Genomic DNA, 17,551 nt, shown 5'->3' with positions numbered 1-17,551 from the left:
CATTTCTCGCCGCAAAACGGCATTATATAAGAATAGCATAGCACTTCGCGGACGGTATTTCAAGGAATTTCACCTTTTTTCTGCCAAAACAGGCAAAAACACAGACTATATGCCGTATCCGGAGCGCTTTTGCGGCGAATATTCCTGTAAAACAAGTTGAAATGGGATACCGGCGTGAAACGCTGTGCAGCTGCAAGGCTGCGAAAAGAACACACCGCCGCGCCTCCGATGGGCAAAAAAAAGACCCGCCGATTTCTCGACGGGTCGATTGCCCAAATTCAATCTGTACATTTCCAAGGCTTCCTTTGCTGCAAGCCTGTGGTAATTTGGTGTAAGCTATCTGCAGAATCTCGCGTATACACGGTTATTCTGCCTTGTGCGCCCGCAATCAGTCCAGCGGCTTCATCGTCGGGAAATTATGACCTGAACGGACAAAGGTCTGCAAGCCCCTGTTGACCCTCTGCGGTCGCTCAACAGCGGTTAAATCGACCCCGATTAAAAGTCTGCGATTCCTTGTTGTTTACAATCCACTTGCTGGCACACGCTTTGGCATACGCGACATACACAGCGAAGTACCGCCTGCACTCACGCTTTGTTCGCATCTGTCTTCCTTTTACTCGTTCATTATACCACTTTTTCGGCGCTCTGCTACTTGAAATTTCAACTGTACCCATTCGCTCAAAATTCAAAAACCGCTTCCCGAACGCCTCAGCCTGCTTTTCCCAAAATCGCTGATTACTTATAATTCTTATATTCGACCCATTTCCGAACAATTCCCCCTAAAATAGAGCAAACACTCAAACTGACAAGCAGCAGATTTGCAAGTTCCCCAAAAGCCAGAAAAGCGGCTGCAACAAACAGGTTCATTACAAGAACTACTCCTGTTTTTGGTATCTTTGCCACAGTATACATATACGGAATCCAGTCCATAATAAAACCGCTAACACACCGAAACAAAGGATATGTCTCTATTTTTGGTAAAACCATAGATGTAGGTTAATCATGTTTTTTTAATCAGCATTTTGATACTCACTGTCTTCCCCAAATAGCTACCGAATTTGACCTCACGATCAATTCTTCGACAGGTAGACCAATCGGGCAAATGTTATGGCAAGCTAATGATTTCCCGCATCCCTCAAAATAATTTTCCTTATATTGAGTTGAAACATCGTTTCGATGGCTTATTTCCTGTTCTTCATTCAGAATCCGAAAAGCGTTGACCGCTGCAACCGCTCCAGCAAAAGTACCCTTTGAAGAAAAGTTTGGACAAACCTCAAGGCAGCACCCGCACATCAGGCAGCGAGCCGACTGATACCTCGGTTCGTGTGTAAATTCAATCATATAGGCTTCGCTTTCCAACCAAAGGTTTAGTTTCTTCAAGTTCTCAAACAGGAATGACCGGTCAACAATCAGATCCCTGACAAGAGGAAACTTACTGAGTGGTTCCAGCGTAACGGTACTGCTCTTTAGCATATTCAGAAATGTAGAGCAGGCCAGCCGGGGAAGTCCGTTGATCAGCATGGCACACGCTCCGCATTTACGTACCATACAACTGCATTCCCATCCAATAGGAGCAGCCGTATTCCCACATGCATCTGTCAGTGGGCTACGACTATTCAATTCGTTTAAGACAGCGGCAATAGAACTATTTTCACTTCCGCCAAACTCAAATTCCTGCCAATAGCTGTCTGATTTCTGATTCTCTTGTCGCCGAATCCGTACTTTATATACCAAGTTAATCACCGCCTCTCTGGAACAGACATAAAGGAAATTTGTATCTGCTTTCCGTCAAATCGTGCCACCGTCGTTTTGAGAAAATCCCTGTTGTTGCATTCAGGATAATCCTCCCGCCAGTGCGCTCCCCGGCTTTCTTTTCGGGCAAAGGCGCTTTGGAGAACTGCAAGACCAAGCAACGGCAGAGTTCCTTTTAGTTCCTGCACTTTCCGAATCCCTTTTAACAGGGAATTTCCATTTCTAACAACCCCAAGAGAATCCTGCATAGCCTGATTTAATTGTTTTGTTCCCACAATTTCCTGTACTGGTGGAATATCTATCTGCGCCGCACAAGATAAAACTACGCCGTCAGCTTGTTCGCAGGCTGACTTTGCCGCAACACGTCCTCCGTACAATGCGCCCAACAGGGAATTACCACCCAGACGGTTTGCACCATGATATTGGGCACAGCATTCCCCGGCAGCATAAAGATTCTGAATCGACGTTCTGTGCTGCTCATCCACAAGAATACCACCCATGAAGTAGTGGATTCCTGGCAAAACAGGCACAGGTTCCTTCCGAATATCCTTATGCAGATATGTCATGCAGTCATCTGCTAAGCCAGACAGCTTATTTGAAATGACCTCCTTCGATATTTCCGTCATATCAAGAAATACCTCGGATTCATGGCTGACCTTCCATATTTCTCTGGCGGTAATATCACGGGGCATCAGATTTCCAAGCTCCGGGTATTTTTCCTCCATGAAATACCACGGCTGATTGTTTCTGAGAGCAAACAGCCTGCCGCCTTCCCCTCTGGCTGCCTCGCTGATAAGCATACGTTTCCCGCCGCATTCCACAGTAGTCGGATGATACTGGATCATTTCACCATTTGCCAGAGGAACACCAAGCCGGAACAATTCTGCGGTTACTTCTCCCGTATTGGACAGCGAACCTGTTGTATTCCCAAACAATCCGTGCATACCACCGGAGGCAACAATGACCGCATTCCCCGGTAATTCCACAATTTCCTGACTGTATTCATCCCTAATTACACAACCACAGCAAACACTGCCGCACAGTCGAAGCGTCAGGAAAGAATGGTGGCTAAACCGTTCTACCATACCAGCCCCTTCTTTTCGACGAACAGCGTCAATCATAGCGGTCATAATCTGCTTCCCGGTGTCACTCTGTGCAAAGGCAGTCCGTTTCTTTTTCTGCCCGCCAAAATTCCGCAAATCCACATCATCATAGCCGCTCATGTTAAATTGAACTCCAAGTTTTAACAGCCAGTGCACCAGCTCCGGTGCTGCCTGTGTCATTCCCCAAACTGCATTTGGGTCTGCCAGACCGCAAGCCACCTTTATTGTATCTGTGAAATGTTCTTCGGGACTGTCGTTTTCATCTTTTGTATTCAAAGCTGCGTTGATACCGCCCTCCGCCATAACAGACTGCGCCCGCTCTGATGGAAAGGAGGAAACCAGTTTTACATTGCATCCATTTTCCGCTGCCTGCAAAGCCGCTGAAAGTCCTGCCAGTCCAGCACCTATAATAATAATTGTCTTACTCATAGATATTGCCATCCAATATAGTATAAAATGACTGCTCCAGCAATAAATAGGAGGAGCACCGAAAGGATCAGGTAAATATCGTTCCGGCGTTCTTTATAACTGATGATTCCCAGTGATACGAGCAATGGGCGGATATTGATAAAAATATGAACAAAGATTGCCGCTACGAACAAAAGCTGAGTTACCATCTTTACAGTTGTAAAAGGGAACAGAATATATATTCCGTTCTGCACTTTTCCAAACAAGCCGATGTGGAAGAACAGCAGAATTAGTATCGCCAGCCCGCTGGCACGTCTCGCCCAAAAGATATTGTTCTGCTTCAGATATTTTTGACCTGCTTGTTTAGCAGTTCGCAGGCTCCGAACCGTCAACAAAATGCCAATGGCGGTATGGACAACAAGAATCGCGACTCCAATCCAAGCAAGAACTTTCCCGGCGCTACTTCCTACCCCAACCAGCATAAAGCTGCCCATGATCCCATGAATCATAAAAATGAGAAGCATCAAAACAGACAAAAATGTATTCCATTTTCTCATAAGACCCACTCACCTCATTTCTTCGCTGTCCATAATTATGTAGTCCATCTGCTCAAGCGTCGTAATATCCATGAAATTATCCGATGCCAAGAACACGTCATACTTTCCGCTTATCACTCTGGACAGCAGCATGTTGTTACTGTACTCCGTCAAATCCACGGAAAAACCGGCCTGTTCCAACCTGTCGCAGAGTTTCTTAGCATAACTGACAAGCGGATAATCCGTCTCAGATACATATAACCGAAAACTAATGTCCGTTTTCATGAGATCTGTTTCATTTGTTTCCGAATCGTCCAGTGCCAATTCTTTTAATTTATTCCGGGTGTTCTCGTTGTCGAGACCATCTGACATCATATTAATACCGAGAACATAAGAGCCTTCCAACTGTGCGGAGGCTTGAGCCGCCTTTTTTGACTTCGGTGTTGCTCCTGTGATTGCATCAATCATAGAGGGCGGTGAGTGTAAAAGTGCACCGAAACCTGCAAGAAAAACAATTGTAACTGCTAACAGAATCAGTTTCCGTTTCACATTACCACCTCGTTTCTTATTTTTTCAAAATCCTCATTGCGTTCAAGACGGCAATTATGGTAACGCCTACATCACCAAATACAGCTTCCCACATTCCCGCAATACCAAGAGCGCCAAGAATCAGGAACACACTCTTAATCCCAAGAGCAATCACTATATTCTGCATGACAATCTGTTTTGTCGCTTTTGCTACTTCAATCGCGTCCACCAGCTTAGACGGTTCATCTGTCATCAGAACTACATCTGCTGCTTCAATGGCCGCATCCGAACCAAGCCCACCCATTGCGATACCAACATCCGCACGAGCAAGGACAGGAGCGTCATTGATACCATCACCAACAAAAGCTAATTTGCTTCCCTGTCTCTTTTTACTGTCTAAAAGCTCAACCTTTTCCACTTTTTGATCAGGAAACAGTTGTGCATAATATTCATCCAACCGCAATTCTTCCGCAACAGCCTTTCCGATTTTTTCATCATCACCAGTAAGCATGACTGTTTTTCCCACACCGATATGTTTCAAATCAGAAATTGCTTTTTTGCTGTCCGGCTTTACTTCATCTGTTATCAAAATGCATCCGGCATATTGACCATCTACTGCTATATAAACCTTTGTACCAACTTTTTCACAGGCTGTGTACTCCACATGCTCTGAATCCATAAGTTTCGTATTGCCAGCATAAACTTTCTTCTTTCCTGCCATGGCACTGATTCCATATCCGGAAATTTCCTTGTAATCAGAGATAACTGATTGGTCAATTTCTTTTCCATAAGCAGAGAGAATGGATTTTGCAATAGGATGGTTAGAAAAGCTCTCTGCCTGGGCCGCATACTCCAGAACCTGTTCTTTTGAAAATCCATTTGCAGGCAGAATATCAGTCACATTGAAAACACCCTTTGTAAGTGTTCCAGTTTTATCGAACACAATAATGCTGATATTATTAAGCGCCTCTAAATAATTACTTCCTTTTACAAGAACACCTCGTTTAGATGCCGCACCAATGCCTCCAAAGAAAGTCAGCGGGATTGAAATGACCAATGCACATGGGCAAGATACCACAAGGAAAACAAATCCTCTGCGAATCCATTCTGTCCAACCTCCACCAAGAAGGATCGGTGGCAGAATTGCCAGAATAGCTGCTAAGATTACAACAACAGGAGTGTAATAACGTGCAAATGTAGTAATGAAATTTTCTGTTGGTGCTTTTCTACTGGACGCATTCTCCACAAGATCAATAATCTTTGAAGCAGTAGATTCACCAAATGCTTTCGTTGTCTTAATCGTTAAAACACCCGTCTGATTCATACAACCGGAAAGTGCTTCGTCTCCTTTATGAACGCTTCTCGGAACCGATTCTCCAGTTAAAGCCCTCGTATCCAGCATAGAATCTCCATCCAATACCACACCGTCTAATGGGATTTTTTCACCAGGCTTTACAATAATAATCTCACCAATGGCAACACTTTCAGGAGATATGGTAATCAATTCTCCGTTCCTTCTGACTGTAGCACAATCCGGACGTATATCCATTAAATCTGATATAGATTTTCTGGAACGCTCAACAGCCAACGACTGGAAAAATTCACCGACTTGATAGAACAGCATAACAGCAACTGCTTCCGGATATTCACCAATGACAAAAGCACCAATCGTAGAAACGCTCATCAGGAAATGTTCATCAAACACACGTCCCTTTGAAATATTCCTCACAGCTTGCCATACAACATCTCCACCAAGAATAACATAAGAAACAATGAGAAAAGCTAACTCGATAGGCAGTGGCACTTTCGCAAAAACAGTCAATGCCATACCAATGGCATAGATTGCTGCACCAGTCGCTAAACGAACTGTCAACTTCTTATCCTCATTGTTATAGGATGTATTGGTATCCTGCTTTTTTGCAGGTATATAGTATTCCTGTGCAATTTCGGAAACTTCTACATCTGGCTCATGGCTGTGGACAATCGTTTCAATCTGACTGGCTATCGTATCTGCGGCTGTCTGAGCAACATTGATTGTAAGCGTCTGCTTCATCAAATTTACAACTGAGGATTGTACTCCATCCAATTCTCCGACTTCTTTTTCAATTTTTGCGGAGCAGTTCGGACAGTCCAAGCCCTTTAACAAATAACTCTTTGTAACGGGGATAATTGTTTCTTCCTGAACCTCCACACCCGGCTCATGGCTGTGGACAATCGTTTCAATCTGACTGGCTATTGTATTTGCGGCAACTGGAGCAACATTGATTGTAAGCGTCTGCTTCATCAAATTTACAACTGAGGATTGTACTCCATCCAATTCTCCGACTTCTTTTTCAATTTTTGCAGAACAATTTGGACAGTCCAACCCTTTTAATAGAAATATGCGTTTCATGATAATCTCCTTATAATTTGTTTAATTGTTTAATTACTCACTTAAACTTCCCACATAAATAGTGGGATTTGTACCTTGAAAACTCTATATTTCAGATCCTAAAAATACCACTTACGCCACCCGGAAGTCTTCACTTAGGGCGTTCTGCATGAATTCTGGCAGTCTGTTGAAGAAGTCGATATAGATTTTTTCAATCAGCTCGTCAGAAACGTGTAAGATTGCCTTGATAAACGTTCCATAGCAAGTACCTTGCCAGCCCCCAAGTGCTGCAACATGGTTTTGCAAGCAATAATCCGCAACGTTCGCTCCTCCAGTATTCACCTGTAATCTCCATACCGCCATCTTCTCATCTCCCCGCTTTCTTCTTTAGTGCTTATCCACCTTCCGCTTCGGGAACCATCCTTTTGCCACTCTTTTTTCCTGTTCTTTCAGTTCCTTAATGCTCCAAAAGCAACTGACGCCCAAAACACCCAGGGAAACCGACCAAAGTATTTCCTGCATTCTTACGGATAGAATCATACACAAAATGCCCACCAGCAAAAATACCGGCCAACAGCGGCTTCCAAAGTAATACTCCGCATATATAACAATAGGATGGAACAATCCAATCAGAAAAAAGGTAAGCACACCAATCAATATACCACTAAAATTCATCATAACTCCTTGTCCTTTTCCTTATACAAACAGCACATTATCGCAGACCGGCGCAACTTATCTTCTGCGTGCAACAGTCGCCCTCAACAACATATCCAATATGCGCAAAGAAGAAGTATTGCAATATAGAACTACAGCCTTCCTCTTCCATATTTTTTAAATATCTGACACATTTTTATGGATTGCATTTTTTACACGGATCATAACCTGCAGCAATCAGCGCATCCCTACTCTATAATTTGTTTAATTGTTCAATTACTCAACTATAATATTAAAAAATATTATTTCTGCCAAAGATGCTCAAATCCCTTGTCAATAATCTCTTTCACATGATCATCTGCCAGCGAGTAGTAAACTATCTGTGCTTCTTTACGGAATTTTACCAGATTCGCAAGACGCAATGCCTTTAACTGGTGTGAGATTGCGGATTTCGTTACCCCCAGTAGCACAGCAAGATCACATACACACATCTCACTCTGTTCCAGAGCGTGTAAGATTTGTACTCTGGTACCATCTCCAAATAGCTTAAATAAAGATGCTAACTGGATATAATCATCTTTGGGTTGCATCTTGGATTTCACATCATTCACAATATCCTCATGAATTACATCGCAATTACAAATATAAGACGGTTTAGGCATATACTTACCTCGTATAATTTTAGTTGAATAGTTGTTCAACTATGATTATATTCATTTATTTTTCTATGTCAATAAGATTAGTAAATATCTTCTTGGATTTTTGTTTTTAACTGCTTAATACTTTTATACCGCATCAAAGAATGTGTAGACGAGTTTGAATATAAATTCAAGGACTCCGAAACAGGAAAAATTAAAAAGTTCAAGATAACAGAAAAAAGGATTGTTACTTTTAATCCCAAACTGGCCAAGAAGCAGATATATGAGATTAATAAAGAAGTTGAAAAAGCAAAACTGCTGAAAGCTTCACAGGCAAAGTGCTCAGAATACGGCGACTCTGCAAAATATGTGATTTTTACCACTACAGGTGAACAGCGAATAAGTTTGTAAGGCTAAATTCCACACCCAACAGGAATTTACTTTTACAAATAATTGAACAGACGTTTTCTACATTCATCTATTGACTTTACTGCACAGAACGACTACAATACAGCCATATAAGGAAGTGTATTACTATGCCACAAACTGCTTTTCGCCCCAACCACATGCACATTGCGTGGCACGATTACACATCACATGATGCTACTCTACCGATCTCTGCCGCGCCCTTGCGCGAGAAGGCCTCCGTCATCGGCCGCACCGGCTTGATGCTGCTCTCATGCGGCACCGGTGCATGGCGTGTCCGCAGTTCGATGAACACGCTTGCGGAGGAGCTGGGGTTGGTCTGTGCAGCCGACATTGGCCTGACCTCAATCGAATACACCTGCTTTGACGGTGAACAGGCATTTTCGCAAACGCTCACGCTGACCAGCACAGGCGTCAACACCTCAAAGCTCAACCGACTCGAGCAGTTCGTCGCTGAGTTTGCCGACATCTGCTCCCGTATGACCGGCGAGCAGCTGCACACCCACCTTGACGAAATCGAGCAGGTGCACGGACTGTATTCGCCACTGATGCTCGGTCTGGCGGCTGCCCTCGCCTGCGGTGCATTTACGTTTCTGCTCGGCGGCGGCTGGGTCGAGATGATACTCGCATTCTTTGGCGCGGGTATCGGCAACGCCGTGCGCTGCAAGCTGTCCAAGCACCATCTGACGCTTGTGCTCTGCACGACTGTTTCGGTCGCAGCAGCCTGTCTGGTGTACGCGGGCTGTCTCAAGATTGCCGAGATGACCTGCGGCATCAATGTCCAGCACGAAGCCGGCTACATCTGCTCCATGCTGTTCATCATTCCCGGATTTCCGTTCATCACCAGCGGCATCGACATGGCCAAGCTGGATATGCGGTCAGGTCTCGAACGGCTCAGCTACGCGGTAATGATCGTATTGATTGCCACGATGGCCGCATGGCTGATGGCGCTCGCGCTGCACCTCAAACCGGTAGATTTTCTGCCGCTGAACCTCAGCATGCTGCAGTATATCGTATTCCGCCTGCTCACCAGCTTCTGCGGTGTGTTCGGCTTTTCGATCATGTTCAACAGCCCGGTACCACTGGCGATGTCCGCCGCGATTATCGGCGCAATATCCAACACGCTGCGTCTGGAGCTGGTTGACCTTGCATCTTTGCCGCCTGCGGCTGCCGCATTTTTCGCGGCCATGATCGCCGGACTGCTGGCTTCTGCGTACAAAAAGCACTCCGGTTTTCCGCGCATCGCGATTACAGTGCCGTCTATTGTGATTATGGTGCCCGGCCTGTATCTCTACCGCGCAATTTACAATCTCGGTATGATGAACCTGAGCATTTCCGCTTCGTGGTTCGCGTCTGCCACATTGATCATTCTCGCGCTTCCGCTCGGACTGATCTTCGCCCGCATTATGACGGATAAGATGTTCCGTTACTGCACCTGATTTTCTGCAGACAAGCCAAAACCGCTGCTGTGAGTTTTCCTCATAGCAGCGGTTTTGTTATGCTTTTTACAGCGGCAGCGAGTCCTTGCCAGCCTGATGGATCATCTCCTCACGACAGCGCAGCACAATGCCGTCCACCTGCTCGAGATGGTGCAGGATGTTATGTTCAAACTCCTTAAGCGGCAGCAGAACGCCCAGTTCATCGTGGCTTTTCTGCAACTTGTAGCCGGTGTCCTGACCGTAGAATACCATCGCGGTCGGACACTTCTGCTGGATTTCATTGAATGCGTCCCAGACGATGTTGTACGCCTGTGCTTCGGTCAGACCCTGCTCGACCGTATCCGGCAGCGCGTACAGCGTCAGCACGCCGCGGCGGGACGGCGAATACATCTCCCGCACCTGCATGTCCTTGGTGTACTTGTGGCGCAGATGACTGCCATCGGCCAGGTAGAGCGCCGCACGCGGTACAGACAGGTGCTGACGGTAAATATCGTGGAACTTGCGCAGTTCTCGTGCCGAGACGGCATTGCGGTATTCCTCGCGCACCTCACCGTTCGCATCGGTCAGCAGTCTGGGATTCCCGCCGTTTTTGCCATGAAAGCGATACGGAATAAGATAGGCTGTGCGCAGCAGATCGAACATCGTGTTATTGCATAGCGCAATCGTCAGCGCGGAAATATCGCGGTTCTCGTAAGCCTGCAAAAGCGCTTTCGCAAAGCTGCACTCTGCACCGCCGCCATCCTCAAACGATGCATTCTCCTGTTCCATGCAGAAGGTTTCGTACAACTGCTGCTCTGCACCCGGATTGCTCAGAATTCTGTGGAACAGTGCTTCGGCGTGTTCCTCTCTTGGAAAAAGTGATGCCATGATAATTCCTCCTCATGCACTGTCAAGAGCTTGCTTTTTCGCAATACAAGCATAGCCCTGTTTATCTCGTATGTCAATCGTATTTTTCAAATTATAACGTAACCGTCAAACCTCCCGCATCTCCTGTGGCCAACTATTAGGATAGCATTCACAAAAGAGTCTACGAATATGAACCGTCGTTTTTACTGAGAAATTACTGCCTTTTTCGGAAAGCACGCTTTCAATATCCACTTTCGCATTTCCCATATCCACTTTTTCTTCATTCAAAAGTCCACTTATATGTATTATGAAGCTCGTTCTTCTCGTTCAAAAGCAGATTTCTTAGGAACGCTTCCAGATACTCCGTTGTTTCGTGAATACCTTCCTGCAGGTTCGTATAGTTTGCACGGACAAGTGCATTTCTGAAATACCACGCATTTTCCGCAAATATATCATTGGTAGCAGAAAAACCAAGTGTCCTCAAACAGGATTTGAGTTGCATAATTCTACTTCAGCTTCATCTTTCCCTCCATTCGCATCATCTCATTCTGGGCTTGCGCTTTGGTCACGTTTGCATAAACGCGCATGGTTGTTTCGGCATTTGCGTGCCCCATAATAATCTGGACTGTTTTCAAGTCTATTCCGCCCAGAATCATCCTCGTACAGAACGTATGCCGCAACATATATGTTTTGATTGTAAAGAGGAGACACTGCTCCGTTAAATTTAATCAGTACGCACATACATCAATTATCTCTTTATGAGAGAAAGGAGTGTTTTGCTTGAAATTTCTTCATAAAAAGAATTCGAAAAAAGGAGCTATCCCAAACGGATAACTCCTTACTTTCTGTAAAGCCATTTTGTTCATATGTGGTGTCAAATTGGTGTCAAACCAATCCCACAATGCCCAAAAGTGACGGTATATCTAGACTTTTTAGTCCAGCGGCTTCATTGTCGGGAGCAAAATTCGGCTCCCTTCATCCTGTTCCATGCCGCTCTGTAAGGGTTCAAAACCCGCACAATACTCGATTCGTGAAATTTTTTTCATTCGTCTCGTGTCCTCTTGTGCCGTCCTTTTCGCTTCAAAAGTTGTAGAAAAGTTGTAGAAAGTTGTAGTGCGCCTGTTATGGCATATCGCTGGCATAGAAATGGCAAAAATTTGCTGCGTTACTCAGGATGCTATATCTAACATGATCTCTACACAAAGAACGGCTTGATTGTTTAACCGCAGACGCATACATTATTATATAATAACCTTCAATTCCATCTAAGTCAACGATTTTATCGAAACATTTTATTACTTTTATTGCCCCACCTTTAATACATAATACATAATAAAGAGGAGACTGTCATGCCAGAATACCAACTTCAAATTAAACAAGTGGTAGATTACCCACGATGCCGGATTTATCGTGAGTTCATCCACAAACTGATCAACGACCGGAGCATCCGCATAAACGGAGGCTCCGGCCTTTTTCATTTTACTGTACTTTGCAGCTATGCAAACTTCCGCACCTCATATCGCCGTATTGACGGGATCAGTTATACAGTCTCGCCCGGCGAATGGGTGTGCACCGTCAAGGAACTGTCTTGCTGGTTCCGCACCCGCTTTCATCGGCAGGCGCTGTCCATGCTGGATACCCTTCAGAAGCAGCACTTGATTTCCTATACACTGCTGGGCCGTGGCAATGTAGTAAAATATAAAATCCTCCACTGGGCCCGCCACAATTCCGCACTGGAGTACAATGCCCCATGCCAAAAGGATACCGGTTTTTTCTTCCTGCCAGTCTCTGTTGCCCTGGAACTGGTCAGCTCTGCCCGCTGCTCTGAAATGGACATCGTTCTGGATCTGTGGGTATCCGCTGTCTACAACGATACGCAGGTGCAGGGGTCAGAGGTCGGCCCGGTAGCCTACTTTCGCAATGGTACAGGAAACCCGTTGGTCAGTTATACCGAACTCTCCTGCCGCTGGGGGCTGTCACGCGCTACCGTATGCCGGATACTGAAAAAGCTGGACGGTCTTGGGTATATCTCTATCATGTCGTTTCCCGGCCGGCATGGAAGCGTGATCTACCTGCAGAACTACCTATCCACCATGTTTGAGATTTCCGATGTTTTAATCGACAAGGAGGAAGTTGCCATGACCTTAAACATTCATCTGGAGCTTCCGGAAACTGCTGAAACCGAAGAGAGCCATTCCATCTCTGAGCATGAGATCATTGTTTCGGATGCACTTTCCAGCGTTTCAAAATCGCACATTGAAACGATACTCCGCAAGATGGCTGACATCCTATCTACGCAAGGGATTTCCTGCTTTTCTTGCCCACTCTCCCGCTATAAGTTATATCCCTTATCGGACGACTGCTGGGAAGAGTTGATTCCGCGTGCGCGAGGGAAATCCACAGCCCACTTTGGTCTGACCATCCTCTGCGGCACAAACACTTCAATCGCCACTTTTGAACTTACACTCACTCCCTTTGAGGAGCACGAAAATAGGAGGAACTTGAAATGAGAAAATTTGTTGAACCTGATGTTGCTGATAATCCCCTGTACCATGATACCTGGAAACTGCTGAAAAAATACCGGGATGTTGTGTGGAGTCTGGAGCTTTCTGTCCAGCATGTCCGCACCAAGTTTGAGATCGAGTATGGCACCTCCATCGAGGATTTTCTGGATTCAGTCTATCTGGCCGGCGCCGATCTGGCCGGAAGTGACATTGAGCATCATGCCAAGTGCATTGAACGCAGCCACAAAATGCTCAAGCTGCTGGATTCCGCAGTCGAATTGCTGCGTACCAAGCACAAAAACGGTGAGGCATATTACTGGCTGCTGTACTACTCCTTCCTCTCGCCCCAGCAGCTCAAAAATGTTGAGGAAATCATCGAGACCCTGCGACCGCACATTCGTGACATCAGTTTCAGAACCTACTACCGCAAACGCCGGGAAGCTATTGAAGCCCTCAGTTCCGTCCTTTGGGGCTATACCTCCAAGGACAGTTTAGACATGCTGGAACAGTTCTTTCCAGAGACAAAATCACCTTCCGGACAATCGGGCAAATAATTGGCACAATTCGGGAACAAAATTGGCATGGTTCTGCTCTTTCAGTGTAAATACCGATGTGTTAAACTGAATATGCTCAAACTTGCACCCAAAACCGAACAGGACAGTAACGGCACCTTTCATCCGGGTGCTTTTTTGCTGCCCAGATGGCCGCCCGGCCATTTGAAAGCCCACATTTGTTTTGACAGGTGTGGGTTTTTCTGTTCCCTATTGAGCATCAAAAAATCATTCAGAATTGGAGGATCGCAAATTGAAGAAAACGAAAACCCCTCAAACTCCGCAGCTTCAGGAGCCGGATACCCAGTCCAAGCGCAGGCTTTCGCTGCCCAAAGTAGCTTACAGCGCCTTCCTGTGTGTGATGATGTCCATGATGTTCTGCCAGCCGGCTTATGCGGCAACAGATGTATGGACCAAGGCCAAAGAGATCATGCAGGATGTATACACCCAAATCCTTGCCATCTCCACTATCGCCGCCATCGTCACTGCTTCGGTAGCCTTGCTGCTCATGAACTTCTCCCGTTCCGGACGGACGGTGGATGAAAGCCGCGCCTGGCTCAAACGAATCTGTATCACCTGGGCTATCCTCAATGGCTTGGGCTTTATCATGGCGTATGTGACGCCGCTCTTTAGTGGCGGACAATGGACAGGCTGATTGACCGTCTGATTGCTCGCCGGAAAGGAGGCTTGCATTTATGGGCATTTTAGACGGCATAGTGGAATGGATCGCAGAACAGGTAATGGCCGGTCTTGATCTGGTGACCACATCGGTTTTGGGTGCGCTGGGCTGTGATATGGCTGTATTTCTGCGTTATTTTCCCGCAGCAGAGACTATGTACTCTGTTTTCGTGGCTCTGGCAATCGGGATCATCCTGCTCAACTGGGTCTGGCAGTTATTCAAAAACTTCGGTCTTGGCGCAGGTGTGGAAGCAGAAGACCCGGTAAAGCTGAGTATCCGTTCCGTTATTTTTATCCTGCTGACGCTCTTTTCAGATGAGATCGTCAATATTGTTCTTACCATCGGCGGCACCCCCTACCACTGGATCATGGAGTCCGACCTTCCTGCATTAAGCTTTGCAGACTTCAATTCCGTGATGCTGGTCATCATCGGTGTGTGTGCCAATGGGGCTGTGGCGCTGATTACCTTGATTTTGGTTCTCATCCTGGCCTGGAACTACCTAAAACTTCTATTCGAGGCAGCCGAACGGTATGTGCTGCTCGGTGTACTGGTCTACACGGCTCCTGTGGCTTTTTCTATGGGCGCCAGCCAGACCACAGCAAACATCTGGAAATCCTGGTGCCGGATGCTTGGCGGCCAAATTTTCCTATTGGTCATGAACGCCTGGTGCCTGCGCCTGTTCACAAGCATGGTGGGGTCCTTCCTTGCGAACCCGCTTTCGTTGTAAGGAGGTCTTATCCTTGAAGAAACTCAAAAAATTTTTGTTTGCGGCCTTTACAGTCGCAATTCTCTCCTGCCTGCTCTGCCAGCCGGCTTTTGCCGCTATCTCCGAAAGCGATGTGCAAGCTCAGGTAGACGCTGTGGGAAAAGAAGCCGTTTCCGGCAATGTGTTTATCTGGTTTCTCTGTGCTATCGGCTTTCTCAAAGTCGGCCAGAAAATCGATTCCTTCCTCTCCAGTCTTGGTGTCAATGTAGGACATACCGGCGGCAGCATGCTGGCTGAGGCTATGATCGCTGCCAGAGGCATCGGCGGCATCAAGAACTTTTCCAGTCACCACTTTGGCGGCGGGAGAAACAGCAGTTCCACCAATGTCAACGCAAACGGTGGTAAAGGCAGCGGCGGCTTTGGAGCAGGGTTTGCCAGCGGCGGTCTTGCTGGAGTGGTGAGCCGAAAAGTCACAAACAGCGCCATCAAAACAGCCACCACAACTCCCGGCTCCAAGCCTTCCGGTCTTGGCAGTCTTTTAGGCGATGCTGCAGCCGGAGGGATCGGCGGCCATATGTACGCTTCTTCCGTCAGTAAGGGCGGCAATTTTGCCAACAATGTAATCGGCAGCGTAGCCACGGGCAGTATCAGCCAGATGGGTTCCATTTCCGGTGAAAAAGCCGCCGAAGCCCTGCACTCTTACATGGGATATGCGGCACTGGAATCCGGAGCTGAAAATGTTCCGACCTTCCAAAATGTCGAAATCGGCGGCGGCCACATCACCGGCACAGAAGTGACTGCGGAGCATCCCGAAGGCATCTCCTTTGGTATGTACCACGCAGACCAATATGTTGCCCCGGAAGGCCAATACACCACCGTTCATGCCGTGGATGGCACAGCATGGTATAAGCAGTACGCTGTGGATGCTGTTGACAAATCGCCCTATATGGCTCCTGACGGTTCTATCGCCTTCAACGAGTCCATTGTCAAAAAGCTGCCTCCAGCCCCGAGGAGAAAGGACAAGATATAAATGCCAGAAGATCAAAAAAGCAGTTTTTCCGAAGCTGTGGAGACCGGCACCTCCGCAGCGCATACCATCTGCGGCGCAATCAAAACTGGAAAAGCTATTTCCTCCGCTGCCAAAGGCGCTGCCGCAGGCGGTCCTTACGGTGCAGCTGCAGGCGCAGTGTGGGCAGGTCGGAAGCATATCGGAAAAATCATTGTGGCAGTCATTGCCCTGCTTATGCTGCCGGTATTATTTGTTCTCATGCTCCCTGGTCTTATTTTCGGTGGACTGACCAATGCCTTTTCGCCATCTGACTCCGAAATTCCGATTTTGAATAGCGAAACAGCGATTATTGAGAACGCCAACGAGATCACCTTTACCCTCAACGGCATCTTGGGTGAGGCACTGGATGATGTACTTGCCCGGATCGAAGCTGACTTTGCGGCATCGGGAGCCGACCATATGGAGGTCAAAAATGCCTATTCCGGCGGTCCTATTTATAACGCCAACCTGTTTATCTCTCAGTATTGTGCGGCCAAAGACAAGGATTTTGAAAGCATTTCTCTGAATGACCTTGCCGCCACCCTGCGGGAAAACAAGCAGCATCTATATTCCTACACCAGCAAGCAAGAGATTCGTGAGAGCACCGTGACTGATCCGGAGACTGGGGAAGAAACAACGGTGTCCGAAACATGGATGGTCTATACTGTCCGTTACAACGGTGAGTCCTATTTTTCTGATGTTGTATTCCAGCTTACCGATGACCAAAAGGAGCTTGCATCTGATTACGCTTCCAACCTAAGCCTGTTCTTGGGCGATGGTCTGCTGCAAAATCTGGAAGCGTGGACCGGAAACAGCATCACCGCTCTGGGCGATGTTACTTTCACCGACGGGATCACACCTGTTGTTTACTACAATCAGCTGGATGAACGCTATGCCGGTAAAGCATATGGTACGGACAATATTGGCGGTTATGGCTGCGGCCCTACCGCTATGGCAATCGTGGTGTCCTCTCTGACGGACGATATGGTTGACCCTGTGGAGATGGCCGAGTGGTCTTACAACAACGGCTACTGGTGTAAAAGCAGTGGTTCTTACCATGCGCTGATACCTGCCGCCGCTGGGGAATGGGGGCTTCCGGTTTCCGGCTGTACCACTGCGGAACCACAGCGCATCACAGACGCACTGGCTAATGGTAAACTGGTAGTAGCAATCATGTCTGAAGGCCACTTTACCTCTTCCGGTCACTTCATTGTCCTGCGTGGCGTAAAAGACGGCAAGATCATGGTGGCTGACCCTGCCAGTTACACACGGAGCGAACAGCTCTGGGATCTGTCCATTATCTTAAATGAGGCCAGCCGGCGCGCTGGAGCTGGCGGTCCGTTCTGGATTATCGGCTGATGT

General features: G+C 46.9%; 18 protein-coding genes. 7 read left to right on the top strand and 11 right to left on the bottom strand.

Annotated elements, in window-relative coordinates:
* Nucleotides 1–735: 735 nt before the first annotated feature.
* The 9 genes from DW724_RS01005 to DW724_RS00965 all read right to left on the bottom strand — a co-directional run bounded on the left by DW724_RS01005 (nt 736) and on the right by DW724_RS00965 (nt 8,014).
* Nucleotides 736–987 carry an MptD family putative ECF transporter S component gene (locus tag DW724_RS01005; protein WP_118760362.1) on the bottom strand — a complete coding sequence of 84 codons (252 nt, stop codon included), beginning with the start codon at nt 985–987 and terminating at the stop codon, nt 736–738.
* Between the two features lie 42 nt (nt 988–1,029).
* Complete coding sequence (locus DW724_RS01000; RefSeq protein WP_442861181.1) at nt 1,030–1,743, bottom strand: 2Fe-2S iron-sulfur cluster-binding protein; 714 nt, start codon at nt 1,741–1,743, stop codon at nt 1,030–1,032.
* Nucleotides 1,740–3,284 carry an FAD-dependent oxidoreductase gene (locus tag DW724_RS00995; RefSeq protein ID WP_118760361.1) on the bottom strand — a complete coding sequence of 515 codons (1,545 nt, stop codon included), beginning with the start codon at nt 3,282–3,284 and terminating at the stop codon, nt 1,740–1,742. Before DW724_RS00995 ends, DW724_RS01000 begins: the two co-directional genes overlap by 4 nt.
* On the bottom strand, nt 3,281–3,820 hold the full coding sequence (locus DW724_RS00990) for a pilus assembly protein PilX (RefSeq protein ID WP_118760360.1): 540 nt from the start codon (nt 3,818–3,820) through the stop codon (nt 3,281–3,283). Before DW724_RS00990 ends, DW724_RS00995 begins: the two co-directional genes overlap by 4 nt.
* Nucleotides 3,821–3,829: 9 nt before the next feature.
* Nucleotides 3,830–4,348: a DUF6921 family protein gene (locus DW724_RS00985; protein ID WP_110436408.1), complete on the bottom strand. Its 519-nt coding sequence runs from the start codon at nt 4,346–4,348 to the stop codon at nt 3,830–3,832.
* A gap of 16 nt (nt 4,349–4,364) precedes the next feature.
* Complete coding sequence (locus DW724_RS00980; protein WP_118760359.1) at nt 4,365–6,719, bottom strand: heavy metal translocating P-type ATPase; 2,355 nt, start codon at nt 6,717–6,719, stop codon at nt 4,365–4,367.
* A gap of 111 nt (nt 6,720–6,830) precedes the next feature.
* Nucleotides 6,831–7,061 carry a hypothetical protein gene (locus DW724_RS00975; protein WP_118760358.1) on the bottom strand — a complete coding sequence of 77 codons (231 nt, stop codon included), beginning with the start codon at nt 7,059–7,061 and terminating at the stop codon, nt 6,831–6,833.
* A gap of 24 nt (nt 7,062–7,085) precedes the next feature.
* The gene (locus tag DW724_RS00970; RefSeq protein WP_015552777.1) at nt 7,086–7,376 is read right to left on the bottom strand and encodes a DUF4491 family protein; all 291 of its coding nucleotides are present in this window, start codon (nt 7,374–7,376) and stop codon (nt 7,086–7,088) included.
* A 278-nt stretch (nt 7,377–7,654) separates the two neighbouring features.
* Complete coding sequence (locus DW724_RS00965) at nt 7,655–8,014, bottom strand: ArsR/SmtB family transcription factor (protein ID WP_118360372.1); 360 nt, start codon at nt 8,012–8,014, stop codon at nt 7,655–7,657.
* A gap of 512 nt (nt 8,015–8,526) precedes the next feature.
* Between DW724_RS00965 and DW724_RS00955 the strand changes: the two genes are divergently transcribed.
* Nucleotides 8,527–9,855: a threonine/serine ThrE exporter family protein gene (locus DW724_RS00955; protein WP_118760357.1), complete on the top strand. Its 1,329-nt coding sequence runs from the start codon at nt 8,527–8,529 to the stop codon at nt 9,853–9,855.
* Between the two features lie 66 nt (nt 9,856–9,921).
* On the opposite strand, the gene DW724_RS00950 is transcribed toward DW724_RS00955, so the two are convergent.
* Together DW724_RS00950 and DW724_RS16335 are read right to left on the bottom strand one after the other, a co-directional pair.
* Nucleotides 9,922–10,722: a DUF4866 family protein gene (locus DW724_RS00950; RefSeq protein WP_118760356.1), complete on the bottom strand. Its 801-nt coding sequence runs from the start codon at nt 10,720–10,722 to the stop codon at nt 9,922–9,924.
* 485 nt (nt 10,723–11,207) lie between these two features.
* Nucleotides 11,208–11,384, bottom strand: a complete 177-nt coding sequence (locus DW724_RS16335; RefSeq protein WP_117489343.1) for a tyrosine-type recombinase/integrase — start codon at nt 11,382–11,384, stop codon at nt 11,208–11,210.
* A 666-nt stretch (nt 11,385–12,050) separates the two neighbouring features.
* On the opposite strand from DW724_RS16335, the gene DW724_RS00935 reads away from it, so the two are divergent.
* From DW724_RS00935 to DW724_RS00905, 6 genes are all read left to right on the top strand, one after another.
* The gene (locus DW724_RS00935; RefSeq protein ID WP_003499594.1) at nt 12,051–13,211 is read left to right on the top strand and encodes a hypothetical protein; all 1,161 of its coding nucleotides are present in this window, start codon (nt 12,051–12,053) and stop codon (nt 13,209–13,211) included.
* Nucleotides 13,208–13,759 carry a hypothetical protein gene (locus tag DW724_RS00930; protein WP_118024152.1) on the top strand — a complete coding sequence of 184 codons (552 nt, stop codon included), beginning with the start codon at nt 13,208–13,210 and terminating at the stop codon, nt 13,757–13,759. Before DW724_RS00935 ends, DW724_RS00930 begins: the two co-directional genes overlap by 4 nt.
* A gap of 250 nt (nt 13,760–14,009) precedes the next feature.
* Complete coding sequence (locus tag DW724_RS00920; RefSeq protein ID WP_003499603.1) at nt 14,010–14,411, top strand: hypothetical protein; 402 nt, start codon at nt 14,010–14,012, stop codon at nt 14,409–14,411.
* Nucleotides 14,412–14,451: 40 nt separating this feature from the next.
* Entirely contained in the window at nt 14,452–15,162 is a 711-nt protein-coding gene (locus DW724_RS00915) for a hypothetical protein (RefSeq protein ID WP_003499607.1), read from the top strand.
* A 13-nt stretch (nt 15,163–15,175) separates the two neighbouring features.
* Nucleotides 15,176–16,171 (top strand): hypothetical protein, encoded by a 996-nt coding sequence (locus DW724_RS00910; protein ID WP_118760354.1) that lies wholly within the window; start codon nt 15,176–15,178, stop codon nt 16,169–16,171.
* The gene (locus DW724_RS00905; protein WP_118760353.1) at nt 16,172–17,548 is read left to right on the top strand and encodes a C39 family peptidase; all 1,377 of its coding nucleotides are present in this window, start codon (nt 16,172–16,174) and stop codon (nt 17,546–17,548) included.
* Nucleotides 17,549–17,551 lie beyond the last annotated feature (3 nt).

It is taken from the genome of Butyricicoccus sp. AM27-36, from assembly GCF_003480945.1.
Taxonomy (GTDB): domain Bacteria; phylum Bacillota; class Clostridia; order Oscillospirales; family Butyricicoccaceae; genus Agathobaculum; species Agathobaculum butyriciproducens.
Note: the sequence above shows the minus strand (reverse complement) of the source record. Positions and strands in the feature narration are given on the sequence as shown.